Annotated in this window: 22 protein-coding genes and 1 tRNA gene; 6 read left to right on the top strand and 17 right to left on the bottom strand. The window is 50.2% G+C overall.

Going from position 1 to position 26,158, the window contains the following annotated elements; genetic code table 11:
- Positions 1-14: 14 nt before the first annotated feature.
- Genes K0335_RS12090 through K0335_RS12075 form a run of 4 tightly spaced genes read right to left on the bottom strand, consistent with a single transcriptional unit; the run spans position 15 to position 3,390 of the window.
- Complete coding sequence (locus K0335_RS12090) at positions 15-317, bottom strand: PTS lactose/cellobiose transporter subunit IIA (protein ID WP_104920003.1); 303 nt, start codon at positions 315-317, stop codon at positions 15-17.
- On the bottom strand, positions 314-1,711 hold the full coding sequence (locus tag K0335_RS12085; RefSeq protein WP_219393841.1) for a glycoside hydrolase family 1 protein: 1,398 nt from the start codon (positions 1,709-1,711) through the stop codon (positions 314-316). The genes K0335_RS12090 and K0335_RS12085 overlap by 4 nt, the downstream gene beginning before the upstream one ends.
- Positions 1,712-1,731: 20 nt before the next feature.
- Complete coding sequence (locus K0335_RS12080) at positions 1,732-3,063, bottom strand: PTS cellobiose transporter subunit IIC (protein ID WP_000097183.1); 1,332 nt, start codon at positions 3,061-3,063, stop codon at positions 1,732-1,734.
- A gap of 12 nt (positions 3,064-3,075) precedes the next feature.
- The gene (locus K0335_RS12075) at positions 3,076-3,390 is read right to left on the bottom strand and encodes a PTS sugar transporter subunit IIB (protein ID WP_104918100.1); all 315 of its coding nucleotides are present in this window, start codon (positions 3,388-3,390) and stop codon (positions 3,076-3,078) included.
- A gap of 291 nt (positions 3,391-3,681) precedes the next feature.
- Between K0335_RS12075 and K0335_RS12070 the strand changes: the two genes are divergently transcribed.
- Positions 3,682-4,638: a LacI family DNA-binding transcriptional regulator gene (locus K0335_RS12070; protein WP_000104282.1), complete on the top strand. Its 957-nt coding sequence runs from the start codon at positions 3,682-3,684 to the stop codon at positions 4,636-4,638.
- Between the two features lie 36 nt (positions 4,639-4,674).
- Here K0335_RS12070 and K0335_RS12065 read toward each other — a convergent pair whose 3' ends face one another.
- From K0335_RS12065 to K0335_RS12045, 5 genes are all read right to left on the bottom strand, one after another.
- Positions 4,675-4,968 (bottom strand): YicS family protein, encoded by a 294-nt coding sequence (locus K0335_RS12065; RefSeq protein ID WP_000805248.1) that lies wholly within the window; start codon positions 4,966-4,968, stop codon positions 4,675-4,677.
- Between the two features lie 113 nt (positions 4,969-5,081).
- Positions 5,082-5,984 (bottom strand): carboxylate/amino acid/amine transporter, encoded by a 903-nt coding sequence (locus tag K0335_RS12060; RefSeq protein ID WP_219393840.1) that lies wholly within the window; start codon positions 5,982-5,984, stop codon positions 5,082-5,084.
- A 177-nt stretch (positions 5,985-6,161) separates the two neighbouring features.
- Complete coding sequence (locus K0335_RS12055) at positions 6,162-6,659, bottom strand: hypothetical protein (RefSeq protein ID WP_104920006.1); 498 nt, start codon at positions 6,657-6,659, stop codon at positions 6,162-6,164.
- 193 nt (positions 6,660-6,852) lie between these two features.
- Complete coding sequence (locus K0335_RS12050) at positions 6,853-7,890, bottom strand: virulence RhuM family protein (protein WP_001280583.1); 1,038 nt, start codon at positions 7,888-7,890, stop codon at positions 6,853-6,855.
- A 52-nt stretch (positions 7,891-7,942) separates the two neighbouring features.
- Positions 7,943-8,037 (bottom strand) — tRNA-Sec (locus tag K0335_RS12045).
- A gap of 292 nt (positions 8,038-8,329) precedes the next feature.
- Here K0335_RS12045 and K0335_RS12040 point away from each other — a divergent pair.
- Together K0335_RS12040 and yicI are read left to right on the top strand one after the other, a co-directional pair.
- Complete coding sequence (locus K0335_RS12040) at positions 8,330-9,712, top strand: glycoside-pentoside-hexuronide family transporter (protein WP_000834422.1); 1,383 nt, start codon at positions 8,330-8,332, stop codon at positions 9,710-9,712.
- A 9-nt stretch (positions 9,713-9,721) separates the two neighbouring features.
- The gene (yicI, locus tag K0335_RS12035; RefSeq protein ID WP_104920008.1) at positions 9,722-12,040 is read left to right on the top strand and encodes an alpha-xylosidase; all 2,319 of its coding nucleotides are present in this window, start codon (positions 9,722-9,724) and stop codon (positions 12,038-12,040) included.
- Between the two features lie 51 nt (positions 12,041-12,091).
- Here the strand turns inward: yicI and K0335_RS12030 are convergent, their stop codons facing one another.
- A complete protein-coding gene (locus tag K0335_RS12030; protein WP_219393839.1) occupies positions 12,092-13,801 on the bottom strand; it encodes an AsmA family protein in 1,710 nt (569 codons plus the stop codon).
- 121 nt (positions 13,802-13,922) lie between these two features.
- Positions 13,923-15,314 (bottom strand): xanthine/proton symporter XanP, encoded by a 1,392-nt coding sequence (xanP, locus tag K0335_RS12025; protein ID WP_002431825.1) that lies wholly within the window; start codon positions 15,312-15,314, stop codon positions 13,923-13,925.
- A gap of 230 nt (positions 15,315-15,544) precedes the next feature.
- Here xanP and gltS point away from each other — a divergent pair, with 230 nt between their 5' ends.
- Both gltS and K0335_RS12015 read left to right on the top strand, forming a co-directional pair.
- Positions 15,545-16,750 carry a sodium/glutamate symporter gene (gltS, locus tag K0335_RS12020; protein ID WP_000468842.1) on the top strand — a complete coding sequence of 402 codons (1,206 nt, stop codon included), beginning with the start codon at positions 15,545-15,547 and terminating at the stop codon, positions 16,748-16,750.
- 2 nt (positions 16,751-16,752) lie between these two features.
- Positions 16,753-17,619, top strand: coding sequence for a hypothetical protein (locus K0335_RS12015; RefSeq protein WP_104920009.1), 867 nt, complete (start codon positions 16,753-16,755; stop codon positions 17,617-17,619).
- Here the strand turns inward: K0335_RS12015 and recG are convergent.
- The 5 genes from recG to gmk are packed head-to-tail and all read right to left on the bottom strand — an operon-like array spanning position 17,604 to position 23,467.
- A complete protein-coding gene (gene recG / locus K0335_RS12010; protein ID WP_160193780.1) occupies positions 17,604-19,685 on the bottom strand; it encodes an ATP-dependent DNA helicase RecG in 2,082 nt (693 codons plus the stop codon). The genes K0335_RS12015 and recG overlap by 16 nt on opposite strands.
- A 5-nt stretch (positions 19,686-19,690) precedes the next feature.
- Positions 19,691-20,380, bottom strand: coding sequence for a tRNA (guanosine(18)-2'-O)-methyltransferase TrmH (trmH, locus tag K0335_RS12005; RefSeq protein WP_001070177.1), 690 nt, complete (start codon positions 20,378-20,380; stop codon positions 19,691-19,693).
- A gap of 6 nt (positions 20,381-20,386) precedes the next feature.
- The gene (spoT, locus tag K0335_RS12000; RefSeq protein WP_000280472.1) at positions 20,387-22,495 is read right to left on the bottom strand and encodes a bifunctional GTP diphosphokinase/guanosine-3',5'-bis pyrophosphate 3'-pyrophosphohydrolase; all 2,109 of its coding nucleotides are present in this window, start codon (positions 22,493-22,495) and stop codon (positions 20,387-20,389) included.
- Positions 22,496-22,513: 18 nt separating this feature from the next.
- Positions 22,514-22,789: a DNA-directed RNA polymerase subunit omega gene (gene rpoZ / locus K0335_RS11995; protein WP_000135058.1), complete on the bottom strand. Its 276-nt coding sequence runs from the start codon at positions 22,787-22,789 to the stop codon at positions 22,514-22,516.
- Between the two features lie 54 nt (positions 22,790-22,843).
- Positions 22,844-23,467, bottom strand: a complete 624-nt coding sequence (gmk, locus tag K0335_RS11990) for a guanylate kinase (RefSeq protein WP_001295237.1) — start codon at positions 23,465-23,467, stop codon at positions 22,844-22,846.
- 255 nt (positions 23,468-23,722) lie between these two features.
- Between gmk and ligB the strand changes: the two genes are divergently transcribed.
- On the top strand, positions 23,723-25,408 hold the full coding sequence (gene ligB, locus K0335_RS11985) for an NAD-dependent DNA ligase LigB (RefSeq protein ID WP_104920011.1): 1,686 nt from the start codon (positions 23,723-23,725) through the stop codon (positions 25,406-25,408).
- Here ligB and K0335_RS11980 read toward each other — a convergent pair.
- Positions 25,405-26,022, bottom strand: coding sequence for a trimeric intracellular cation channel family protein (locus K0335_RS11980; protein WP_104920012.1), 618 nt, complete (start codon positions 26,020-26,022; stop codon positions 25,405-25,407). The two genes, ligB and K0335_RS11980, sit on opposite strands and share 4 nt — an antisense overlap.
- Positions 26,023-26,158 lie beyond the last annotated feature (136 nt).

The raw sequence follows: 26,158 nt of genomic DNA, 5'->3' as shown, positions 1-26,158 counted from the left end.
TAAGCATTAATCAATTATCTTTGATAAAGATGAATTATTTCTTCTGCTAATTCTCGTGCCAGCATTGATGTCATTAAATGATCTTGTGCATGTACCATAATTAATGTCATTGGCTGTCGGGCCTCACCAGCATCCTGTTCGATCAATTTGGTTTGCATATGGTGAGCCTGACACGAATAACCGTCAGCTTCACGTAGCAGCTGTTTGGCTTCATCAAAGTTCCCGGCACGTGCCGCGTGTAACGCTTCAAAACAGAGGCTGCGTGACTGGCCGGCATTGACGATTATTTCCATAACTGCATCTTCTAGTTCGATCATTTTTGTTTCTCGCAATCAAAACCGTTATTTTCTGCAACTGTCGCAAACCACTCACCACTTTTTTTAATCGTGCGTGTTTGCGTTTCCAGATCAAGCTGAACAAAACCATAGCGATTTTTATAAGCATTAAGCCATGACCAGTTATCGATAAACGTCCACATATGATAGCCAAGGCAATTACACCCTTCGCTAATTCCTTTATGCAGCCATTTTAAATGTTCAGCGACAAATTCAATACGATAGCTATCGTTGACCTGCCCTTCCTGAATAAAGCGCTGCTCGTTTTCTACACCCATCCCATTTTCAGAAATAAAACAACGAGGATTACCATAATTATCGCGAAGATTGGAGATGATATCGTAAATACCGGGTTCATAAATTTCCCATCCCCGATAAGGATTCATTTTTCGCCCAGGCATCTCGTAATAGTCAAATAACCACTCCGGCATAAAGGGGGCATTGGGGTTTACGGCGCTATCCCGGCATTTAACGCGTCGGGGTTGATAATAATTTATCCCCAGCAGGTCAATTTTTCCGTCGGCGATTAGTTGACTATCGTCAGGCTGGCATTGCGGCAACTGATCGTACTCTTTCAGTAATGCTACAAGGTCTGCCGGGTATTCCCCTTTTAGCACCGGATCGAGGAAGCTGCGGTTAAACAGAAGGTCAGCGCAGTGTGCGGCTTTAACATCAGCCGGATTTTGCGAGCGTGGATAAGAAGGCGTCAGGTTGAGCACCACGCCAATTTCACCTTCGAAATTACCGCGGCGGAATGCCCGAACTGCCGTGGCGTGCGCAAGAACTGTATGGTAAGCCACTGTCGCAGCACGTTTAAAATCAACAACGTTCGGATAGTGGAAGTCATATAAATAACCGCCCTCTACCGGCACAATCGGTTCGTTAAAGGTAAACCAGTGCTTCACTCTGTTGCCGAACAGTTCAAAACAGGTACGGGCATATTCACCAAAAGCTTCTACGACTTCACGACTCTCCCAGCCACCTTTTTCCTGCATCACCATCGGCATATCAAAGTGGAACAAGGTGATAAACGGTGTGATGCCCTGCGCCAGCAGCTCGTCGATGACATTGTTATAGAACGCCACCGCTTCAGGATTTACGTCACCAGTACCGTCTGGTATCAGGCGAGACCAGCTTAACGAGGTGCGAAAACTGTTATGTTTTAACTGGTTCAGCAGGGCAATATCTTGTTGCCAGTGTTGATAAAAGGTTGATGTGTTCGCCGGGCCAACACCTTGATGGAAGCGGCCGGGCTGGCGCTCGAACCATACATCCCAGGTGGTTTGGCTTTTGCCGCCGTTCAGACTATCCCCTTCGGTTTGCAGCGCAGAGCAAGCACTACCCCACCAGAAGTTGTCGGGAAAACGGTATCTCATTGTTCTTACTCCTTGATTCATTATGAGTTGCTACGGGCTGCATTGGCCACGGAGACGGGATCCTGCGCTTTTTGTTCTTCGCTTTTCAGCAAAGAGCGTTCATAGGCGCGCAAGAATGGGAGGTACATCAGCGCCGACATCACCATACAGATAATGCACATCACTACCGGGCTAAGTGCCCAGTTGGCAGCCCAGGAGGCGCCAATTGGAGCAGGTGTAGTCCATGGCGTTAATGAGACAACCTGTGCCAGCCAGCCCAGTCTGGTCGCGGTATAGGCCAGAATGGCGTTAATAATTGGCACGAAAACGAACGGGATAAACAACATCGGATTCATGATGATCGGCGCACCGAACAGAATAGGCTCATTGATGTTGAAAAAACTGGGGACAACGCCCATTTTTCCGATGGTACGCAAGTGAGCAACGCGGCTGCGTAATAGCAAGAACGCCAGCGGTAACGTCGAGCCGACACCGCCAATCAACAGGTAGTGATCCCAAAAACCTTGCAGATAAACGTGAGGAAGCGCCGCGCCAGCGGCAAGAGCTGCCTGATTTGCCGACAGGTTTGCCATCCAGAAGGGATTCATGATGCCTGTTACAATCAGTGAACCATGAATACCTGCGAACCAGAAAATCTGACACATCAGAACAGACAGCAGAATTGCAGGCAGAGAATCAGAGGCAGAGACCAGTGGCGCTAAAAGATGCATGATCGCCTCAGGAATAATCATTCCAGTCTGGGCTTCAATAAACAGATTCAGTGGGTGTAGCGTAGCAATGACCACCAGAACCGGGATAAGGATCTCAAAGGAACGCGCCACCCCAGTAGGGACTTCTTTGGGTAAGCGGATTGTCACGTTGTGTTGTTTTAACCAGGCGTACACACGAGTGGCATAAATCGCAGTAATCAGCGACGTGAAAATACCTTGCCCGGAAAGATATTGAGTCGATATTTTGCCGTCAGCGTAAGGCGCTGCGACCAGTAAAAATGCCATAAATGCCAGCAAGCCAGACATAATCGGATCGAGATTAAACTGTCGCCCAAGACTGGCACCGATCCCTACTGAGATGAAGAAAGTCATCACTCCCATGCTGAGGTTAAATGGCAACATTAGCTGTTCACGGTAGGTGGCGGAGAAATCCAGCCAGCCTCGGGCAAAACTGTTGGTTGTTTCAGCCGAAAACGGTGGGAAAATAAACACCAGCATAAACGAACCGATGATCATAAACGGTAGAGCGGCAGTAAAACCGTCGCGGATGGCAATCACATATTTTTGCTGCCCCAGCTTCCCGGCAAGCGGTGTGATGGATTGTTCAATAACGGCAACCATTGATTGATATAACGAACTCATAATGACACCTTTCTAATGTGTCGCTGCAATAAGCGACAGAGCGTAATCCAGCACCTTGTCACCCCGTTGCATTCCGTAGTCCGCCATATCAATGGCTTTCACGGGTATTCCCTGGGGGGCGGCCTTTTCTGCGAGCATGTTTAACATATATTTTACCTGCGGTCCGAGTAGCACCACCTGATATCTTGGAAACTGAATATCAAATTCGGAAACTCCGTAGGCATCTATCTCTACCGGTAGCTCTCTACTTTCTGCGGCCTCGACCATTTTTTTCACCAGCAGACTGGTTGACATCCCCGCAGAGCAACACAACATAATCCTGACCATCTGACACATCCTCTGAATGTAAAAATCTATTTCGCAATTGATTTGATATCATTTGGAAACCGGTTTCCATTAATGGAAACACAAACTGTGACGGCTATCAGATTTCGCTATAAAGTCGCGTTATTATTTCGATTCTGTTCACATTTTTATCATTATTAGCTCAGTTTTGATGTGTCATGGAAAATCGGTTTCCATTAAAAAACGGAAACAGTTATACTGCGAGTGGCTAATATTTAAGCCAACAGGAATTCAGGATTGTGGGAGCCAGGGCTGCTCTGTCAGGGGAGAATGATGTCTACTATCAATGATGTATCGCGTTTGGCTGGCGTTTCAAAAGCGACGGTATCTCGGGTGTTGAGCGGATCGCGTGGTGTTAAAGAAGCCAGCCGTCTCGCGGTATTGAAAGCCGTCGAAGAGCTAAACTATCGTCCCAATGTCATTGCGCAGTCACTGCTGACGCAATCTACGGGCTGTATCGGTGTAATTTGTGCTCAGGAAAACATTAATCAGACCACCGGTTATCTTTACGCTCTGGAAAAACATCTCAGCCAGCATCAAAAACATCTACTTCTTCGCTTCGCCAGCAATAAAGCCGAGGTGAAGAACGCCCTTGATGAGCTGAGCTGTGGTTTGTGTGATGACGTGCTGATTATTGGTGCGCGTTTCCCACTGAATATTCATCAGGAAAACGTGATACTGGTGGACTGCCTTGAGACGGGTAATGATGTTAACAGTATTCAGTTCGACCACACATTCGCGACTGAAACCGCTTGTAACTATCTGATAAGTCAGAACAGACGACAAATCGCTCTCATCCACCCACACGGTATGGGATTTTCTGACCAGGTTTTACTGGGCTATAAACACGCGCTGGAGAAAAACTTTCTTCCCTTTAACCGTAATCTGGTTTTTATGGAAGCAATCTCTTCCTCAGTGGCCTTGCAGGAGCTGCTAAATAACGCCTCAACACTGAACTTTAATGCGTTATTAGTTGCTGATGAACAGCAAGCACAGCGGGTGATACCGCAATTGCAGGCGTTTAATAAATCTGTTCCTGAGGACATTATGGTATTTAGTCTGGCGGGTACTGTTCATCTTCCGGGGATACCGACCATTCCGGCGATAGAATATTCGCTGGACGAAATGGCCGCCCGTATAGTCAGTTGGCTTAACGAGAAAACGCAGACGATGCTGGGTTCATATGTTTTGCGTGGTGATTTAATTATTCCCGATGTACGTTCACGTTAAGTGCTAAATGTGTGACGTGAAGCGACGACTTCACGTCTACATATCCGGGCATTCAACCTTGCCTAACGCTTCCCAGTAATTGTTCTGGTTATTGCGTTCCATCGCCACAATAGCCTCACGGATGTGCTGCTGATTACTTTCGTCAGACAACATCATCTTTTCCCAGGCCTCCTCTGATATTGACGCTTGTGGAGTACATATTTTCCGTAAATCCGCTAATACGGTCTTTTTTTCATTTGCCGATTGCAGCGAACTGAATGGTGAATCGGCCAGTGCGAGGCCTGGCAAGATGAAAAAGGCAGTAATAAGCAACAGCATCGTTGGTTTCATGGACTCACCCTTTTAGCTCCACATTGTATAAAGAGTAAGTGTAGACAGCTTTTGTTTCCCTCATCTACCTGTACGAAATATGTATGGCGCAATCAGTAAGAAGTGCCAGGTTGTCAGGCTTTTCTGATACGACGACGGGAGTCAATTGAAATTAAGATCACCGATGAGAGAATCAGCAATGTACCTAACCAGTCCGGTACGGTGAAGGTAATACCCAACAGCAGTAGTGACAAAAAAGCACTGCTTAACGGTTCAGCACAACTCAATATACTGGCTTTCGGTCCGCCAATTAACTGTGCGCCTTTCAAATAAAGGCTAAATGTTACCGCTGTACCGATCACCACCAGATAGAAAAAGGCCAGTATCAAACTGCCATTCACCATAAAGTGAGTGCCTTGTCTGGCGTAAAAAGGCAGAAGAATCAGGCCACCTAATAACATACTCCAGCCGACAATAGGTAACGTCCCGTAACGGGCGATAAGCGTGGAAGGGTAAGTGGTATAAAACGCGGCGGCAAACGCTGAGGCTATTCCCCAGAAAAGCGCGGCGGGAGAAATGGATAAAGAAGTGGGATCGCCATGAGTGACCAACAAAAAAGTGCCGATCAGTGAAGTAAAAATAGCGGTCAATACCAGAATCCCAGGGCGAGCCTTACGGGCGATAGCAAACCAGGCGACGATAATGGTAGGTGATAAAAATTGCAGTATTGTCGCGGTGGCCGCGTTTGATTTCTCAATAGTGAGCAAGAAGGTCAGTTGCACGGTGAGTGCGCCCACGATAGAAAAAATCAGCAGTCGCAGTGCGTCATGACGATTTTGTAGTACCGAAAAAACTTTATCACCGTGGACAAAAGAGAGCGTCAGCAGAATAAACCCAGCGAAAATCAGACGTGTCATAGTTAAAAACTGCGACGACATCTGGCTTTGTTCCATAATATATTGCGCACAAACGCCTGAACTTCCCCACAATACGGCAGCAATCAGTACGTTCAGCATTCCTTTTCTGCTCGAACTCATATTTTCCTCGGCATTCAGTTTTGTCTTTTCATCAATATACGTCAAGGATACCACTACCGATGACGGTGGGGGAGTAGAGTAATCATTCAGTTTTAGTGAATGGAGGAAATAATGACATATAACAATTATTCACATGGCATTTAAAAAATCTCACTAAAAACGCAATATGAAATTTAATTATTTAATGTTCAATAGTTCTATGGCTTTAGTATATTCATCAGGAATATCAATTGTAAAACAAGGTGCGGTATCGGTAGGTAAATTTTCTTTGTTGCCATCATCCAGAACAGAAATAGAAAACTGTCGTTCAGGTGTTGATGTCGTGGTTATTAAAATGGTTGGATTAGGCAGGGAAACATATGTTGTCTCATTTATTAGTTTTATCTCTTTGATATTTTCTTTGTGAATTTTATCAATCGTTTCAATAGAGAAAAAAGAATCATACCCCATACGCAGTTCAATTTTATTATCGTTTTCGAATAAATAAAGGGCATTATTGTTTTGAAACAGATTGAATATATTGTTAGCGCAAGTTTGAGTTGCTTGCCAGGATGCCGCTGGATGACTCAAATTAATACGCGTACTAAAGACCTTGACTCGACTACTTCTGTTTTTCTCTTTGCTTTCAATTAAATGCCTCGCGCTTTTGGCTGCTTTACAAGTGCCATGCCCCACACGGCAAAAGTAATCTCCTGAAAGGATACTTACTATCAGTATTACACCAATGGCGATAGAAAAAATCGTTCCGATGAGTTTGATGATGACAATCCTTGTGCAGTGTTATTTTCACCATGGATTGTAATGTCATAGTGAAATTATTGCACATGTAATTTGGGGGGGTATGCATACAGTAGTTGATTGCTGATGGTCAATTATTGGTTGTTTTATCCCACTGCAGCAAACGTTCAATATCCTTCTCACCTTCGGCTTCTTTTAAGCGCCGTTGTTGTTCGGCAAACTGAACATACTCCACCTGCGCTTTTTCATCGGCCATTTTCTTGCTGATTTTACCCGCGCCTTGTAGAACCTCTCGGTCGTTAAATTGCAGGAACTGATCCAGCTTATCCTGCCAGTCGCGCAAAAAGACCTGCTGACGACGACGGGCCTGATCCTCGGCAAAGTCCAGCCACATATTAACCACGCGATTAAGTTCGCTGACCTCATCCTGGGTGAGATAATTTTTTGCCACCGTCACGTCGCCCTTACGTACCTCTTCACCTTTATAACTGGTCAAGCCCATGTGCGGCTGGCTGGCATCTGCTCGTTTGTGGATGAGTTCCGCAGCCGTATGCCCGGTACAGGCAAAATGCAGTTTATTCTGGATGGTTTGAAAAAATTGCGTGGTTTCTTTTAGTGATGGTTGATAGTCGGCAGCTAAAGCAAAGATCTCCCGCACCCGCAAATATACCCGACGCTCGCTGGCGCGAATATCGCGGATGCGTTCGAGCATCTCAGCAAAATAGTCGGGCACAACCGATGAACCGACAGGCGGATTCTTCAGCCGCTCATCGTCCATCACAAAACCTTTGATCAGGTATTCCTGAAGCGTCTGCGTTGCCCACTGGCGGAATTGCGTGCCTCGAGGCGAGCGAACGCGATAGCCGACAGCGAGTATTACGGGCAGGCTGTAATGTAGCTTATTGCGACTTACCTGGCGGTTACCTTCCTGTTGAACTTGTAAGTAAGACTTACAGGTTGCGTTTTGGTCAAGTTCACCTTCTTCATAGATCGCTTTAATGTGCTGAGTGACGGCCTGAGGAGTGATCTGATAAAGGTTTGCGATGGTTGCCTGAGGGAGCCAGAGTGTTTCTTGTTCAAAGCGACATTCAACGCGCACTGCACCGTCACCGCTGGCAAACATAATAAATTCGCCTGCTGGGGGCTGGGTTAAGTCTTTGTCTGACATGTCGCCTCCGAAGGAGTGTTGTTGACGTCGGGAGAGTTCAGGAGAGGCAAATTGGCGGAAGATCACAGGAGTCGAACCTGCCCGGGACCGCTGGCGGCCCCAACTGGATTTGAAGTCCAGCCGCCTCACCGGAGACGACGATCTTCCGCGCCTCGATTGCTACATGGAGGCGGGGCGCATTATAGCTAGTTCCTTGAGTTTCTACATCCCCCAGAACATTTTTTTCCGCCTAATACACGCAGCGTATTATCACGTAAACATTATAATTTATATAAAATTCATATTTTACAATGATATATAGGCAGAGTTAACGCTACCACGATCACATAAAACAAGAATCATAAATTAATAACCAGATATCAGAATATTCGCTCTCGCAGGGATAGTTTACAAAATGCGTTATCGGTCTCAGCACCCCTATAGCATCAAGGAAAAGCAGATGAAGAGTGAAGTGTTGTCCGTTAAAGAGAAAATTGGTTATGGCATGGGAGACGCCGCCAGCCACATTATTTTCGATAACGTAATGTTATATATGATGTTCTTTTATACCGATATTTTTGGCATTCCTGCCGGATTTGTCGGAACCATGTTTTTGGTCGCTCGTGCACTGGATGCAATTTCTGATCCTTGCATGGGATTGTTGGCCGATCGAACGCGCTCTCGCTGGGGTAAATTTCGTCCGTGGGTACTGTTTGGCGCACTGCCATTCGGGATCGTCTGTGTACTGGCCTATAGCACGCCAGATCTCAGTATGAACGGAAAAATGATTTATGCAGCAATTACTTACACCCTGCTTACCTTACTTTATACCATCGTCAATATCCCTTACTGCGCATTAGGTGGTGTAATCACCAATGACCCGACTCAGCGTATCTCGCTGCAATCCTGGCGTTTTGTGCTGGCGACCGCGGGAGGCATGCTCTCTACTGTGCTGATGATGCCACTGGTTAATTTAATTGGTGGTGATAATAAACCACTCGGTTTCCAGGGCGGAATCGCGGTCCTTTCCGTGGTGGCATTTATGATGCTGGCATTTTGTTTCTTCACCACTAAAGAACGCGTTGAAGCACCACCTACAACGACGTCTATGCGGGAAGATTTACGTGATATCTGGCAAAACGACCAGTGGCGGATTGTCGGTTTACTAACCATTTTCAATATCCTGGCGGTGTGCGTACGCGGTGGGGCGATGATGTATTACGTCACATGGATTTTGGGTACGCCGGAAGTGTTTGTCGCTTTTCTCACCACTTATTGCGTGGGTAACCTGATTGGTTCCGCACTGGCAAAACCGCTGACCGACTGGAAATGTAAAGTCACTATCTTCTGGTGGACGAACGCCCTGCTGGCAGTGATTAGCCTGGCGATGTTCTTTGTTCCTATGCAGGCCAGCATCACCATGTTTGTCTTCATCTTCGTGATTGGTGTATTGCATCAACTGGTGACACCTATCCAGTGGGTAATGATGTCCGATACCGTTGACTACGGCGAGTGGTGCAATGGTAAACGCCTGACCGGGATCAGTTTTGCGGGCACGCTGTTTGTGCTCAAACTGGGGTTGGCCTTCGGCGGTGCCCTTATCGGCTGGATGCTGGCTTATGGCGGATATGATGCGGCAGAAAAAGCGCAGAACAGCGCCACGATTAGCATCATTATCGCGCTATTCACGATTGTTCCGGCGATCTGTTATTTGCTGAGCGCGATTATCGCTAAACGCTACTACTCACTCACGACGCACAATCTGAAAACCGTTATGGAACAGCTGGCGCAGGGCAAACGCCGTTGTCAGCAACAATTCACCTCTCAAGAAGTGCAGAACTAAGGAACGGCAATGAAAATTAGCGACGGAAACTGGCTGATTCAACCTGGCCTCAATTTGATTCACCCGCTTCAGGTGTTCGAGGTTGAACAGCAGGGTAATGAAATGGTGGTCTATGCTGCCCCCCGTGATGTGCGTGAACGTACCTGGCAGCTTGATACACCTTTATTTACGCTGCGCTTTTTCTCCCCACAGGAAGGTATTGTCGGTGTACGGATTGAGCATTTTCAGGGGGCGCTGAATAACGGTCCTCATTACCCGCTCAATATTTTGCAGGACGTGAAGGTCACAATCGAAAACACAGAACGTTATGCTGAGTTTAAAAGTGGCAACTTAAGTGCGCGTGTCAGCAAAGGTGAGTTCTGGTCACTGGATTTTCTGCGTAACGGCGAACGTATTACCGGTAGTCAGGTGAAAAATAATGGCTACGTGCAGGACACGAATAATCAACGAAATTATATGTTTGAGCGGCTGGATCTTGGCGTTGGCGAAACAGTTTACGGTCTGGGAGAGCGCTTTACTGCCCTGGTGCGCAATGGCCAGACGGTAGAGACCTGGAACCGGGACGGCGGCACAAGTACTGAACAGGCGTATAAAAATATCCCGTTCTATATGACTAACCGTGGTTATGGTGTACTGGTCAATCATCCCCAATGCGTCTCTTTTGAAGTGGGATCGGAGAAAGTCTCCAAAGTGCAGTTCAGCGTTGAGAGTGAATATCTCGAATACTTTGTTATCGACGGCCCGACGCCGAAAGCAGTACTTGATCGTTATACCCGTTTTACTGGTCGTCCGGCGCTGCCGCCCGCGTGGTCCTTCGGCCTGTGGCTAACCACTTCATTTACCACCAACTACGACGAAGCGACGGTTAACAGCTTTATCGATGGTATGGCGGAACGCAATCTGCCACTGCATGTTTTCCACTTTGACTGTTTCTGGATGAAAGCCTTCCAGTGGTGCGATTTTGAGTGGGACCCGCTGACTTTCCCGGACCCGGAAGGGATGATCCGCCGCCTGAAAGCGAAAGGGCTGAAAATCTGCGTCTGGATTAACCCCTATATCGGGCAAAAATCCCCTGTCTTTAAAGAGTTACAAGAGAAAGGCTATTTACTCAAACGCCCGGACGGTTCGCTATGGCAGTGGGATAAATGGCAGCCAGGTCTGGCGATTTATGACTTTACCAATCCGGATGCTTGCAAATGGTACGTCGATAAACTGAAAGGTCTGGTCGCGATGGGCGTTGATTGCTTTAAGACCGACTTTGGCGAACGTATACCAACCGATGTTCAGTGGTTTGACGGTTCCGATCCGCAGAAAATGCATAACCATTATGCGTACATCTACAATGAACTGGTGTGGAACGTGCTCAAGGAAACCGTCGGCGAGGAGGAAGCTGTCCTGTTTGCCCGCTCGGCCTCCGTTGGTGCGCAGAAATTCCCGGTACACTGGGGCGGCGACTGTTACGCTAACTACGAATCAATGGCGGAAAGCCTGCGCGGTGGTTTGTCTATTGGCCTTTCAGGTTTTGGTTTCTGGAGCCACGATATCGGCGGCTTTGAGAATACCGCTCCGGCGCACGTTTACAAACGCTGGTGCGCGTTTGGTTTGCTCTCCAGCCATAGCCGTTTACACGGCAGCAAATCTTATCGTGTGCCGTGGGCCTATGATGATGAGTCCTGTGATGTGGTGCGCTTCTTCACGCAACTGAAATGCCGCATGATGCCGTATCTGTATCGTGAGGCTGCGCGTGCGAACGCGCGGGGTACGCCGATGATGCGAGCCATGATGATGGAGTTTCCGGACGATCCGGCTTGTGATTACCTTGACCGTCAATACATGTTAGGCGACAACGTGATGGTTGCTCCGGTGTTCACTGAATCGGGCGATGTGCAGTTCTACTTGCCTGAAGGTCGCTGGACACACCTGTGGCACAACGATGAACTCGATGGTAGTCGCTGGCATAAACAGCAGCACGGCTTCCTGAGTCTGCCCGTTTATGTGCGTGATAACACCCTACTGGCGCTGGGTAACAACGATCAACGTCCCGATTACGCGTGGCACGAAGGCACGGCATTCCAGCTCTTTAATCTGCAAGACGGGCATGAAGCCATCTGTGAAGTGCCCGCTGCCGATGGTTCCGTTCTTTTCACCCTGAAAGCGGCGCGTTCTGGCAACACGATTACTGTGACTGGTGCGGGCGAGGCGAAAAACTGGACACTGTGCTTGCGCAATGTTGTGAAAGTAAATGGTCTGCAAGGCGGTTCGCAGGCTGAAAGTGAGCAGGGGCTGGTGGTGACGCCTCAAGGGAATGCGCTGACAATTACGTTGTAATCTATTGATGAATGCCGGGTACGTCTGAGTCGTACCCGGCGAGATTGATTTTTACTGCACCGGTTCCGTCGATGTAACTTCGCTACTGGAAACGACGCCCGCATTCATGGTTTGAGTCACTTGCTGTTTTTCAGCATTTACGGCGTGAAGTTGCCCGCTAACGGTAGGTTTCAGCGGGGCATTAGCCTGAATCGCACCGCTGGCAACCAGTTGAATATTGCCATCTCCAGTTATGGGTAACTCAGGCCATCCCCACTGTTGCAGAATATTCACCGGAACACCGCGTCCGTTCAGGCTGATATGGGTCTGACGTTGTGGCGTTTGGGATACGCTGGCGGTGGCTTCGAGAATCCCTTTTTCGGTGAAAGCACTCAGGTCGCTGATATTTACGGTGCTGGCATTCGCCACCAGTGACAACGACGGTCTGTGCACGTCTATGCGGTTAAACGTGCCCGCGGCCGCGTTAAGCGTGGCACTTCCGCTCCAGATACCCCATTGATGGTTTTGCACCAGTCCGAGATTCGCGCCATAGCCATCCAGCGCGGTAAGCTGCCAGGGGAAGGCGGGATCAATATCAATAATCAAATTACGGCTGGCGCTAAATTTTTTCAGTATCAGACTGTTCAGCCATGATGGTAGTGGTTGCATCCATAACTGTTTCCAGTTTCCCGGCAGGGTATATTCCAGCCCGGCGAAGGCTGCATCGTCGAGAATGAGTGCTTTACCATCGCGTAACCACTGACCAGATGTTCTTACCATGCCTCCTTCCCAGCGCGTAGTGAACTGGCGTAGTGTCATTCCCTGAGGAGAAAACTCGGCATTAAGGATGGGATCATAAAAATGCAGCGAGCCATAAATAAACTCATTGGCGTTCATCGACAGCTTACCTTCCTGGGTTTGCCAGTCATCTTTACTGAACGTCATATTGCGCAAGCTTAGATCCAGATCAGTTACCGCCCAGTCCGGGCCCTGCAGACGGGCATCAGTTACCTCCAGACGTCCAATTTGCAGCGAAGGGATGGTGTGCAAAGGCGCGAAGAAATCGAGTAAAGATTTATCGCTTTGCAGGCGGATTTCATTCAGACGCAGGTTTTCTACCTGCCAACTGCCGTCTGCCTTGCGGCGAGCAACACCTGTTAACGTTCCTTGTGCGATATCAGCACCAATATTGCTAAGAGTGACTTGTTCATTATCAATAGCACCCTCAAGCAGTACGCTGGAGGCAGGAACACCATTCAACGTTAAAGAGCCTGCGCTCAGTTGAAATTGTGCTTTGCTACCCAGCACCTTGCCGGCTTCAGGCTGCCAGGGAATAACACCACCACTAACGCGTTGGGCGCTCAGATTCCACTCGCTACCGGGGCTGTTAAATGCCATATCCCGTAATTGCAAACGATCGGCCTTAAATGGCAGTGGTGCCGTGTGACTGGTGAGATTGAGCGTTCCGTCCTCTAACAGAATGGTATCGACATAACCTGGCTCGCTGAGTTGACGGCTACTTAACCCTATATCGACCCGTTTAGCGACCAACGTCGCAGGTTGTCCATCACGTCCAAAAGTCACATTCTCCAGCAGAACATGTGATGGAGCGGAGAAACGATGATCGATAGCATCGAACTCAAGATGATAACTACTGTTTTCGGATACCCAGGCACTGACTTGCTCCGCGCCCCATCGTGTCTGCAACAGAAAATAGAGGCCAAAAACCACTACGACAATAGCGATCAGCACATAGAGAATCAGCTTCCCAAGAAATTTCATGGTGTTCCATCCCGTGAAATGAACATAAGGGAGTTATGCACGATTTGTGCGCATTCCTCAAGGCGGGAATAGTGAAAGAGGATGACTGCGGCGGTAGAAATATCTTACCGCCGCAAGGAATTTACTGTTTTTCCGGCGGGAAAATCAGGTTCAGCGCAATGGCAGTAATACCGCCTGCGGCGATCCCGGAGGAGAGCAGGTTTTTCAGCCAGTCAGGAGCAAACTGCAAAATCAGTGGCTGCTGAGAAACACCCAGACCGACCGCCAGAGACAGCGCAATAATCAGAATTGCCCGGCGGTTTAGCGGCTCACGGGAGACAATACGCACACCTGATGCTGCGATAGTACCAAACATTACCAGCGTCGCGCCGCCCAGCACAGGTTCAGGAATATGCTGCACAAATCCACTTACTGCCGGGAACAGGCCGAGCAAAATCAACATCAGTGCCACAACAAAACCAACATAACGGCTGGCAACACCTGTTAACTGAATCACACCATTGTTTTGTCCAAAACAGGAGTTCGGGAAGGTGTTAAATACCGCCGACACAAATGAGTTCAGACCATTCGCCAGCACGCCGCCTTTCAGACGTTTCATGTATAGCGGACCAGAAACCGGCTGTTCCGAAACGTCAGAGGTCGCTGTGATATCGCCAATAGTTTCCAGAGAGGTGATCATAAAGACCAGCATCAGTGGCAGCAGCAGGCTCCATTCAATGCCAAGACCGTAATAGAGCGGCGTTGGCACCATAATAAGCTCTTGCGTCATCGGTTCGTTGCTTTCTGGCAACATGCCCATAAACCATGCCAGCGCATATCCGGCCGCCATCGCAATCACCAGTGAGGCCACGCGTAAGTAGGGGTTGCGCTGACGGTTAAGCAGGATAATTAAGGCTAAGACCACGCCTGCCAGCAGCAGATTTTTCGGTGCGCCGAAGGTGTTATCGCTCATGGCTGCGTAACCGCCGCCAATGGACGTTAACCCAACCTGAATTAGCGACAGGCCGATAATCATCACCACAACGCCAGAAACCAGCGGCGTAATAATGCGGCGCGCCAGATGCAGAACGCGGGAGATCACCATCTCGGTGCAACTTGCCAGCATCAACGTGCCGAACAAAGCCGCCATCATGGTAGGAACATCAGCACCACCGGTCTTAAGCGCCGTACCGCCCATAATCAGAGGGGCAACAAAGTTGAAGCTGGTGCCCTGAATAGACAACAGCCCGGAGCCAACCGGGCCCCAGGCCTTAATTTGAATAATCGACGCCACACCGGAGGCAAACAGCGACATACTAATAATGTGTTGTGTGTCTTGTGCCGGTAAACCCAGCGCCTGGCAGATTAATAGCGCTGGCGTGATCACCGCAACGAACATCGCCAGCAGGTGCTGACAGGCGGCAAACAGGGTTTGAGGAAGCGGCGGACGATCTTCAAGACGGTAAATCAACTCGCTGCTTTGAGTCTGCGCAATCGGTTGCGCATTTTCTGACTCGAGGGTGGAAACAGACATCGAAAACAATCCCGTGGTAGCAAAGAGGGCATTTTAGCTGACCATAGACCAAAAGCAAACGTTTGCCAGTGATTACGCTAAATATTTAAATGCAATAAATGAACTTTTTTATATAACTTTTGCCTCTTTTCTGCTTAAAATCCATGCCATTTTTCTGTTAACAGCTGAGAATCGAACCGGGAAAGCATGACTCTGCAGGAGTGGTGCGTGCACAAAGGAGCTATCTATCTATGTTTCATCTCGACACTTTATCAACGCTTGTTGCCGCAACGCTGACGTTGCTGCTCGGGCGCAAGTTGGTCCATTCCGTCTCCTTTTTGAAGAAATACACCATACCGGAACCTGTTGCTGGCGGTTTGCTGGTTGCACTTGCGTTGCTGGTGCTGAAAAAAAGTATGGGCTGGGAAGTCAACTTTGATATGTCCCTGCGCGATCCGTTAATGCTGGCTTTCTTCGCCACCATTGGCCTGAACGCCAACCTTGCCAGTCTGCGCGCTGGTGGGCGTGTGGTTGGTATTTTCCTGATTGTGGTTGTTGGCCTATTGGTGATGCAAAATGCCATTGGCATTGGTATGGCTAGCCTGTTAGGGCTTGATCCACTGATGGGGCTGCTGGCCGGTTCTATTACTCTTTCGGGCGGTCACGGTACGGGTGCTGCCTGGAGTAAATTGTTCATTGAACGTTATGGCTTCACCAATGCGACGGAAGTGGCGATGGCCTGTGCAACGTTCGGATTGGTGCTGGGCGGCTTGATTGGCGGTCCGGTGGCGCGCTATCTGGTGAAACACTCCACCACACCGAACGGTATTCCGGATGACCAGGAAGTCCCGACGGCGTTCGAAAAGCCGGATGTGGGCCGCATGATCACCTCGCTGGTGCTGATTGAAACTATCGCGTTGATTGCTATCTGTCTGACGGTGGGGAAGATCGTTGCGCAACTTTTGGCTGGCACCGCTTTTGAACTGCCAACCTTCGTTTGTGTGCTGTTTGTTGGCGTGATTCTGAGCAACGGTCTGTCAATGATGGGCTTTTATCGCGTCTTTGAGCGTGCGGTATCCGTTCTGGGTAACGTAAGTCTGTCGTTGTTCCTGGCGATGGCGCTGATGGGACTGAAACTGTGGGAGCTGGCTTCGCTGGCGCTGCCGATGCTGGCGATTCTGGTGGTACAGACCATCTTCATGGCGTTGTATGCCATTTTCGTCACCTGGCGCATGATGGGTAAAAACTACGATGCGGCAGTGCTGGCAGCGGGTCACTGTGGTTTTGGCCTTGGTGCAACGCCAACGGCAATCGCCAACATGCAAGCAATCACCGAACGTTTTGGCCCGTCGCACATGGCGTTCCTGGTCGTGCCGATGGTTGGTGCGTTCTTTATCGATATTGTCAATGCGCTGGTGATTAAGCTGTATTTAATGTTGCCGATTTTTGCGGGTTAAAAATGAAAAAGCGTCGGAAGGAACCGGAAACGCTACGTGAACACTGTCGCCATATTTTTGGTGATGAGCCGCCAGTGCTCTGTGTATGGGAAACGGAATTTGATTACGCAGATGCCGAACTCAAGGCGCTGGCGGCTAAAGAGTGGCAGCAGATCAGCGAATGGGATTTGAGTGCTTACTATGTACTCAATCTCGTTTATAACGAACCGATGCAACCAGAGCTGTTTCGCTATCTGTTTCCGCTATGCCTGGCGCAATGGCATGAAACCGTTTTAGCTGGCGGTTATGGTGATCACTTCGAAGAATCCTTAATGAAGGCATTGCGTCGGCCCTATCTCTGGCAGGAGATGATGAATGCTTCCCAACGCCAGCAGGTACGGCAATTTTTACTGGAAACCGCGTTGCAACGTATGGATAACGAGCGTGGTTTCAATAATGTTCTTTGCTGGCTGGCGGTGTTCAATACTCTGGGCGGGGCCGCGCCGTTAATTCATTCTCTCTGGTCACGCTGGTGGGCGCTGGATACACCGGGAAAAGCGATGTGTGCTATTCAGTATGCCGCGCATCTTATTTATCCCATAGAAGCCAATCCGTTATGGTCGCAAGAATGGTTAGGCTGGGGGCATCCATTAGGTCATAAAGATGGCTGGTCCTCTGAGAATCGCGCTTTTCTTCGCCAAATGTTAACACCTGAAATGATTGTGGCTGGCGTACAGGCAGCGGCTGAAATTCTGCGTGGTGAACCGGAAGGCGCAATGGCGGCGCGAATTGCGCAGGATGCGTATGAGGCAGTGGATATCATCACTATCCAGATTGAAGATTTACTGCGTGACTTGTCTTGTGATGAGTCTGGTCATGCGTTGGAGTAACGTTCCGTTTCTGGCATCCAGCGTTCTATCAGGGCTTTTGCCTGCTGTGGGTAACGTTCGTGAATGTGGCGTGCCAGGCGCTGAACTTCCGGGATCATCGCCTGATCGCGCAGCAAATCCGCCACTTTAAATTCAGCATTACCCGTCTGGCGCGTGCCTAACAATTCGCCAGGGCCGCGTATCTCCAAATCTTTCTGTGCAATCACAAAACCGTCGTTGCTGTCGCGCAGCACTTGCAGGCGGATTTGCGCGGTTTTGGAGAGCGGCGTTTTGTAGAGAAGCACACAGTGAGAAGCCACGGCGCCACGACCTACACGCCCACGTAGCTGGTGCAACTGCGCCAGACCCAGACGCTCCGGGTTTTCGATGATCATCAGGCTGGCGTTAGGCACATCAACGCCGACTTCAATAACGGTCGTGGCAACCAGCAGGTGTAACTCGCCTTGTTTAAATGATGCCATGACGGCCTGCTTCTCGGCTGGCTTCATCCGTCCGTGTACCAGGCCAATATTCAACTCTGGTAGCGCCAGTTTCAACTCTTCCCACGTGGCCTCCGCTGCCTGAGCTTCCAGTAACTCTGATTCTTCAATCAACGTACAAACCCAGTACGCCTGACGCCCTTCAGTCATACAGGCGTGGCGCACGCGGTCGATAATGTCGTTGCGGCGGGTATCTGGGATAGCCACCGTCGTCACAGGCGTACGACCTGGCGGTAACTCATCAATGATCGAGGTATCGAGATCGGCATATGCAGTCATTGCCAGCGTGCGGGGGATCGGCGTGGCGGTCATGATCAACTGATGCGGATGGAAGCCCTGCTGCTGGCCTTTCTCCCATAACGCCAGACGCTGATGCACGCCAAAACGATGCTGTTCGTCGATAATCACCAGCGCCAGGCCGTTAAACTGCACCTGTTCCTGGAAGATGGCGTGTGTACCGACAATCATCTGCACCTGACCGCTGGCGATGGCTTCCTGCTGTGCCAGTCGTGCTTTACCTTTCTGTTTACCGGCGAGCCAGCCCACTTCGATACCGAGCGGAGCAAACCAGTTACGGAAGTTATTGGCGTGCTGCTCGGCGAGTAATTCGGTTGGTGCCATCAATGCCACCTGTTTGCCGTGCGCAATCGCACGCAACGCGGCGAGGGCGGCGACCAGCGTTTTACCGGAACCTACATCGCCCTGCACCAGGCGCATCATCGGCACATCCAGCGCCATATCGCGCTCGATCTCCGCCACCACGCGTGCCTGTGCGCCCGTTGGCTTGAACGGTAAGGCTGCGAGGAGTTTATTTTTCAGCGCGTCATTGGCGCTCAGCGGCTGGGCATGAAAACGCTGTGCTCCGGCACGTAAGGCTAACATGCTGAGGTTGTGCGCCAGCAACTCTTCCAGAATCAGCCGGCGTTGTGCCGGATGCTGCCCGGTTTCGAGATCGCTAAGCTGTAGCGTCGGCGGCGGGCGGTGCAAAGTGCGCAACGCTTCCGGTAGCGTCATCATTCCTTGTGACAGTTCCGGCGGCAGGAGTTCTTCAATGGCGCAGGTGTCGAGCAGATCCAGCGCCTGGTCGGTTAATTTACGCAGCGTGGCCTGCTTTACGCCTTCCGTTGTTGGATAAACCGGCGTGAGCGTCTCCTGCAACTCTGGCGTACTGAGATCGCCCTGCACGCGGTATTCCGGGTGGATCATCTCCGCACCATATTTACCGCGCTTTGCTTCTCCATAGGCCAGCACACGGCGGCCCGTCGCCAGGCTATTTTTCATTGCCGCGTTGAAGTTGAAAAAGCGCATGGTGAGAATGCCGGAACCGTCGCTGATCTGGCAGGTCATCATCCGCCGACCGCCGAAGGAGATATTGCAATTCAGCACTTCGCCTTCCACCGTGGCGTAAACGCCCGGCAGTAGTTCACCGATGGGGTAGAGATGGGTGCGATCTTCGTAGCGCAGAGGAAGGTGTAAGAGTAAATCCTGCACGGTATGCAGATTGATTTTCGCCAGCTTATTACTTTGCGCCGCGCCAACGCCCGTTAGCGAACTGAGCGGAACAGCATCTAACAGGCGACCTTTCATGGCGCTTACCCTGCTGCCTGCATAGTGGCCCACCAGTCGGCATCAGCTTCGATCTCGCCTTGCTGATTAACGTGGGGGTAAGGTAGGCCTTTGCGTTTTGCGACTTTCGCCAGCACCGGATAGCCGCCTTCAAACAACAGCCGTTGTTGCTCCGCTTCCGGCAACATGCTGTTTTCCCGCAGATACATGCCTGCGTTTTGCCGCTGGCGCTGGGCTTCGTAAAGAATAAGGGCTGAGGCAACGGAAACATTCAGCGACTGCACCATGCCGATCATCGGAATGATGATGTCCTGATCCGCCAGGGCTAACGCTTCCTGCGTGATACCCGTTTTCTCCTGTCCCATCAAAATACAGGTCGGGCGGGTGTAATCAATTTCGCGGAAATCGACAGCGTTATCAGAAAGATGGGTTGCCAGAATCTGCATGCCCTGGCCTTTCAGATGAGCGACGGCATCGCCAATGGTACGGTGCGTTTTTACCTGTACCCAACTGTTGCTGCCAGCCGCAGCCGAAGCCATGGTGCGCATCCGGCTGCCAGGCCAGACGGCATGAACTTCATGTACGCCAACAGCATCTGCGGTACGAATAATCGCAGAAACGTTATGTGGTTTGTGGACCTGCTCCATGCAGACGGTCAGATCAGGCTGCCGCCTGGCGAGCATTTCGCAGATGCGTGCATAACGTGTTGGGTTCATAAAACATTAATTTCGGTTTCGGGTGACTTTAATCACGTCTGGCATCACGCGGATTTTGCGCATGATATTCGCCAGATGCACACGGTCACGGGCGGTCAGACGAATAAAGGCGCTGTAAACGCGACCATCCTTTTCTTCTGTATTCAAACTTTGAATATTGGAGTTGGTCGTATTGATCGCTGCCGTCAGGTTAGCTAATGCGCCCTGATGATTGAACATCTCCACCTTGATTTCGGTGATGAACTCCTGCGCCGTCTCTTTATCCCACTCCACAGCCATAAACTTTTCTGGCTCTTTCTGGTAGCCACGGATGTTACGGCAGGATTCATGGTGGATCACCAGACCTTTACCGGGGCTGACGTGGGCGATAATCGGATCGCCAGGAATAGGGCGGCAGCATTTCGCAAAGGTGATCAACACGCCATCAGCACCTTTAATCGGCAGATGCCCGTGGCTTTGAGTCGCCGGGGGAATGGAACCGTCTCCCTGCTGCAGATTTTTCGCGACCACCACGCTCATTGCGTTACCAAGGCCGATTTCAGCCAGCAGATCGTCAAGCGTTGCCAGCTTCATACGGTCCAGTTCACGCTGAATATTTTCCTGCGGGATTTCATTGAGCTTACGGCTGCCACCCAACGCGTGATTGAGCAGACGACGGCCCAGGCTTACAGAATCATCACGCTTGAGGTTTTTCAGCAACTGACGAATTTTGGCGCGAGCTTTCGAGCTAACGACAAAGTTCAGCCATGCGGCATTCGGGCGAGCGCCCGGTGCGGTAATGATTTCAACGGTTTGGCCACTGGAGAGCGGCTGCGACAGCGGGTAAGGCTGACGGTCGACGCGAGCGCCCACGCAGGCATGACCGATATCGGTATGCACCGCATAAGCGAAGTCGACGGGCGTTGCACCGGCAGGCAGCTCTACAATGCGCCCTTCCGGTGTGAAAACGTAAATCTCATCCGGGAAGAGATCGGATTTAACGCTCTCGATAAATTCAAATGAGCTACCGGCACTCTGTTGCAGCTCCAGCAGGCTTTGCATCCAGCGCTGGGCGCGAATTTGTGCGGTAGTACTGGTTTCGCCGTGCTCTTTATAAGCCCAGTGCGCGGCAACACCCATCTCTGCCATCTGATCCATATCTTCGGTACGGATCTGGACCTCAACCGGCACGCCGTGCGGACCAATCATCGAGGTGTGCAAAGACTGATAGCCGTTCGCTTTGGGAATGGCGATGTAGTCCTTCACGCGACCCGGACGCGGCTTGTACAGGCTATGCATTTGCCCGAGCACGCGATAACAGGTGTCGGAATCATTGACGATCACGCGGAAGGCGTAGATGTCCATGATCGAGTGAAAACGCTGCTCTTTGAGCACCATTTTGCAGTAGATCGAATAAAGATGCTTCTCGCGACCACTGACGCGGCACGGTATTCCCGCTTCCTGCAAACGCCCTTCGATTTCCGAGAGGATTTTTTGGATCATCTCTTTACGGTTGCCACGCGCGGCTTTCACCACTTCTTTAATCACGCGGTAACGGTTGGGATACAGCGCTTCAAAACCCAGCTCTTCGAGTTCGGTTTTAATGTGGTGGATACCTAAACGGTGTGCCAGCGGGCTGTAAATTTCGAGTGTTTCACGGGCGATGCGGCGACGTTTGTCCGGGCGAAGTGAGCCCAGCGTGCGCATATTGTGGGTACGGTCAGCAAGTTTGATGAGAATGACGCGGATGTCCTGCACCATCGCCATAATCATCTTGCGAAAGTTTTCGGCCTGCGCCTCTTTCTTATCGCGGAACTTGAGTTTATCAAGCTTTGATACCCCCTCTACCAGTTCGGCGACGCTTTTACCAAAAAGCTGCTCCATGTCCTGGTAGGTGGCGGGAGTATCTTCAATCACGTCATGCAGCAGTGCCGCCATTAGCGTTTCATAGTCGAGTTTCATCTCGGCCAGAATGCAGGCAACTGCCACCGGGTGCGTGATATAGGGTTCACCGCTTGAACGTGTTTGCCCCTCGTGAGCATCACGTGCAACGAGATACGCCTGCCGCAGACGCTTGATTTGGTCTTCCGGCAGGTAGTTTTGAATCAGCTGATTCAGGCTTTCAAACAGATACAAGGGCGACCCGCTTTGTGATTAACGACGACCTTCAGCAATAGCGGTAACGGCTTGTAATTCAGCGGCTTCCTGCTCTTGCTGTTCCTGGCGTTCGCGAACGTCGAGGATCTGGTTGTTGATCAGACCTTCTTCGATTTCGCGCAGCGCGATTACTGTGGTTTTATCGTTTTCTTCCGGTACCAGCGGATCCTTTCCGCCTACCTGCATCTGACGAGCGCGACGCGCGGCGACCAGTACCAGGTCAAAACGGTTACCAATTTTCTCTACAGCGTCCTGAACAGTTACGCGTGCCATACTTAAAAAGCTCCACAGGTGAAGAAATGACTGGGCATGATACTGAAATCAGGTTCAGTCTGCCAACAATTTGCTGATTAAAGCGTCATGACGCTGCTTTTGGCGGCTCATGCGCAGACGTTCGGCGCGAATAATGGTCTTCAAATCGGTCAACGCGGTATCGAAGTCATCATTCACAATCAGGTAATCATATTCGGCGTAATGGCTCATTTCTGCAACAGCTTGCGCCATACGCTTTGCAATGACCTCTTCGCTGTCCTGACCGCGACCGCGTAGACGGCGGTCCAGTTCAATTTTGGACGGCGGTAAAATAAAGATACTCCGCGCGTGCGGCATCTTCTGGCGAATTTGCTGCGCGCCCTGCCAGTCGATATCGAGAAAAACATCGACACCGGTCGCCAGTACTTGCTCAATGGCCTCACGCGAAGTGCCATAGTAATTACCAAAAACTTCTGCGTGTTCCAGGAACGCATCTCTGCTAATCATTTCTTTAAATTCATCATGATTAACAAAGAAATAATGTTCACCGTGGACTTCACCAGGACGCGGTTGGCGTGTGGTGTGTGAAACAGAAACCTGGGTGTCATACAACGGTTGGGTTTTTAATAAAGCCTGAATCAGGCTGGATTTACCCGCGCCACTGGGGGCAGAAACAATATAAAGCGTGCCTTGAGCCATGAGTATCTTTCGTATGTGATTAGCGAAATAAAGCCTACATACGAGCTTATTATACACGGCGCGGCCATGTGACGTAGCCCTTGCTCACACTTTTTGCGCAAAGTTGTTGCGTTTTGCGAACCTGTTTCCTGAATTCCCGCCTATTTTCTGCAACAGCGACGATTCTTCGGAAGCAACATCTCGCTCTGGATTTTTACCGCTCGGTTTTGAACGCTTCAGGTTGTATACCTACCAGGCAAAACAGCGGAGGTAAAAATGAAATTATGGATAACGCTCTTACTTTGGATTTTATGCTGCATGTCTTCAGCTCAGGCGGTATGCCCGGATTGGCCTCCGGCCCGTGCTAACGAAGAGATCTCCCGCTTACAGCTCCAACTTAAGCAGTGGAGCGATACCTACTGGAAAGAGGGAAAAAGTAAGGTAGAGGATCACGTTTACGACCAGCTCAGTGCCCGGTTGGCACAGTGGCAACGATGCTTTGGTGATAATGCTGACAGTGAAACGATGATGCCGCCGATTAGTGGCACTGTGATGCATCCTGTTGCTCATACTGGTGTCCGTAAACTGGCAGATAAAAATGCTCTTCAGCAATGGATGCGTGCACGTCGTGACGTTTGGGTACAACCCAAAGTGGATGGAGTTGCGGTTACGCTGGTTTATCGTGATGGAAAACTGAACCAGGCAATTAGCCGTGGTAATGGTTTGAAGGGTGAAGACTGGACACAACGGTTACGCCTCATCCCGTCAGTGCCACAAAACGTGAGTGGACCATTGTCAAACAGCACCTTACAGGGCGAAATATATTTACAGCGCGAAGGGCACATTCAGCAGCAAATGGGGGGAATGAATGCGCGTTCGAAAGTTGCCGGGATGATGATGCGCCATGGGAATACCGACACTCTCAATTCTCTGGGTGTTTTTATCTGGGCGTGGCCTGATGGTCCACAGTCGATGCCAGAGCGTTTACAGATATTGACTGCTGCAGGATTTATTTTGACGCAGCAATATACCCGTGAAGTAAATAGTGCCAGGGAAGTTGAACAAGTACGCAGTGAGTGGTGGAAGACAAAACTGCCCTTCGTGACAGATGGTGTGGTGGTACGTGTTGGTAAAGAACCAGATTCCCGACACTGGCAGCCCGGACAGGGTGACTGGCTGGCAGCATGGAAATATCCGCCCATTGCGCAAGTTGCCGAGGTAAATGCCATTCATTTTACTGTGGGCAAGAGTGGCAAAATCGCTGTTGTGGCATCGCTGGCTCCGATCAAGCTGGATGATAAACGGGTCCAGCGGGTAAATATCGGTTCTGTCAGACGTTGGCAGGAGTGGGATATTGCGCCTGGTGATCAGATCCTCGTCAGCCTTGCCGGGCAGGGTATTCCTCGCATTGATAATGTGGTCTGGCGCGGTACAGAACGCACAAAACCGACACCACCAGAAAACCGCTTTAACTCGTTGACCTGCTACTTTGCTTCTGATGTTTGTCGGGAACAGTTCATTTCACGCTTAGTCTGGCTGGGGTCAAAACAGGTTCTGGGGCTGGATGGAATTGGTGAGGCGGGCTGGCGCACGTTGCATCAGACCCATCACTTTGAGCATATTTTTTCCTGGCTTTCATTAACACCAGAGCAAATACAAAGTACGCCGGGGATAGCGAAAAGCAAAAGCGAACAGTTACGGCATCAATTTCATCTGGCAAAAAAGCAGCCATTTACCCGCTGGCTGATGGCAATGGGAATACCACTAACCCGGACGGCGCTTAACGCCAGTGATGAACGGTCCTGGTCGCAACTTTTATTTAGCACAGAACAGTTCTGGCAGCAGTTGCCGGGGACTGGATCGGGGCGCGCCAGACAGGTTATTGAATGGAAGGAAAATGCGCAAATCAAGAAGCTGGGCAGTTGGCTGGCTGCCCAGCAGATCACAGGTTTTGAACCTTAGTGACCTTCGTGGCTGTAGTAAAAGACCGGTAATCCCAGCTTAAGACGTAGCGCCAGTAAACGGGCAAAAAAGCCGAATACCAGGGTGGAGATAATTACCACATCATGGTCGGCAACATAGTGTTGTAGCGCGATATACAGGACGGCAGAAGCAAAGGAAATACCGGCATATAATTCTTTCTGGAATACCAGCGGGATGCGTTTACAGAACATATCGCGCAGTACACCACCAAACACACCAGTGGTTACAGCAGCGACAACTGCAATGACAGGACCATGGCCCATATCCAGTGCAACCTGTGCGCCGATGATAGAAAAGACCACCAGCCCGAGCGCATCGAGCACCAGAAAGACTTTGCGTAAGTAAGGCATCACGGGAGCAAAGATAGTGGTTAACACCGCAGCAGTAGCGACGATAATCACATATTCCGGGTGTTTGACCCAGCCGAGCGGATAATGGCCCAGCAGAATATCGCGCACGGACCCTCCGCCAATTGCGGTAGCAGTCGCAATAATAATTACGCCAAATGTATCCATGCGCCGCCGTCCGGCCGCCAGCGCCCCCGTCATCGCTTCGGCGGTAATGCCGACCAAATACAAAATGTGTAACAGCATGGACTCCCCCTGATTTACTGCACGGAAGAGTAACGATTTGCGCGCACTGTCACGATTGAGATTTTTTAAGGTGAGAATGAATGGATAATTTGTAGTTATGTGAAATTGCTATTTTCTGTAGTGTGAATGCATTTTT

It is taken from the genome of Escherichia sp. GZ89, assembly GCF_019366485.1.
GTDB lineage: Bacteria > Pseudomonadota > Gammaproteobacteria > Enterobacterales > Enterobacteriaceae > Escherichia > Escherichia fergusonii.
This window is presented reverse-complemented; position numbering and strand designations above follow the sequence as displayed.

Bases quoted from the DNA above. Each gene is read 5' to 3' on its own strand.
- trmH (WP_001070177.1), bottom strand. From the start codon at position 20,380: ATGAACCCAACACGTTATGCACGCATCTGCGAAATGCTCGCCAGGCGG.
- K0335_RS11980 (WP_104920012.1), bottom strand. From the start codon at position 26,022: ATGCTGTTACACATTTTGTATTTGGTCGGCATTACCGCCGAAGCGATG.
- ligB (WP_104920011.1), top strand. From the start codon at position 23,723: ATGAAATTATGGATAACGCTCTTACTTTGGATTTTATGCTGCATGTCT.
- K0335_RS12060 (WP_219393840.1), bottom strand. From the start codon at position 5,984: ATGAGTTCGAGCAGAAAAGGAATGCTGAACGTACTGATTGCTGCCGTA.
- K0335_RS12040 (WP_000834422.1), top strand. From the start codon at position 8,330: ATGAAGAGTGAAGTGTTGTCCGTTAAAGAGAAAATTGGTTATGGCATG.
- K0335_RS12075 (WP_104918100.1), bottom strand. From the start codon at position 3,390: ATGGTCAGGATTATGTTGTGTTGCTCTGCGGGGATGTCAACCAGTCTG.
- recG (WP_160193780.1), bottom strand. From the start codon at position 19,685: ATGAAAGGTCGCCTGTTAGATGCTGTTCCGCTCAGTTCGCTAACGGGC.
- K0335_RS12030 (WP_219393839.1), bottom strand. From the start codon at position 13,801: ATGAAATTTCTTGGGAAGCTGATTCTCTATGTGCTGATCGCTATTGTC.
- K0335_RS12085 (WP_219393841.1), bottom strand. From the start codon at position 1,711: ATGAGATACCGTTTTCCCGACAACTTCTGGTGGGGTAGTGCTTGCTCT.
- K0335_RS12065 (WP_000805248.1), bottom strand. From the start codon at position 4,968: ATGAAACCAACGATGCTGTTGCTTATTACTGCCTTTTTCATCTTGCCA.
- xanP (WP_002431825.1), bottom strand. From the start codon at position 15,314: ATGTCTGTTTCCACCCTCGAGTCAGAAAATGCGCAACCGATTGCGCAG.
- gmk (WP_001295237.1), bottom strand. From the start codon at position 23,467: ATGGCTCAAGGCACGCTTTATATTGTTTCTGCCCCCAGTGGCGCGGGT.
- yicI (WP_104920008.1), top strand. From the start codon at position 9,722: ATGAAAATTAGCGACGGAAACTGGCTGATTCAACCTGGCCTCAATTTG.
- K0335_RS12090 (WP_104920003.1), bottom strand. From the start codon at position 317: ATGATCGAACTAGAAGATGCAGTTATGGAAATAATCGTCAATGCCGGC.
- rpoZ (WP_000135058.1), bottom strand. From the start codon at position 22,789: ATGGCACGCGTAACTGTTCAGGACGCTGTAGAGAAAATTGGTAACCGT.
- K0335_RS12050 (WP_001280583.1), bottom strand. From the start codon at position 7,890: ATGTCAGACAAAGACTTAACCCAGCCCCCAGCAGGCGAATTTATTATG.
- K0335_RS12070 (WP_000104282.1), top strand. From the start codon at position 3,682: ATGTCTACTATCAATGATGTATCGCGTTTGGCTGGCGTTTCAAAAGCG.
- K0335_RS12080 (WP_000097183.1), bottom strand. From the start codon at position 3,063: ATGAGTTCGTTATATCAATCAATGGTTGCCGTTATTGAACAATCCATC.
- K0335_RS12015 (WP_104920009.1), top strand. From the start codon at position 16,753: ATGAAAAAGCGTCGGAAGGAACCGGAAACGCTACGTGAACACTGTCGC.
- gltS (WP_000468842.1), top strand. From the start codon at position 15,545: ATGTTTCATCTCGACACTTTATCAACGCTTGTTGCCGCAACGCTGACG.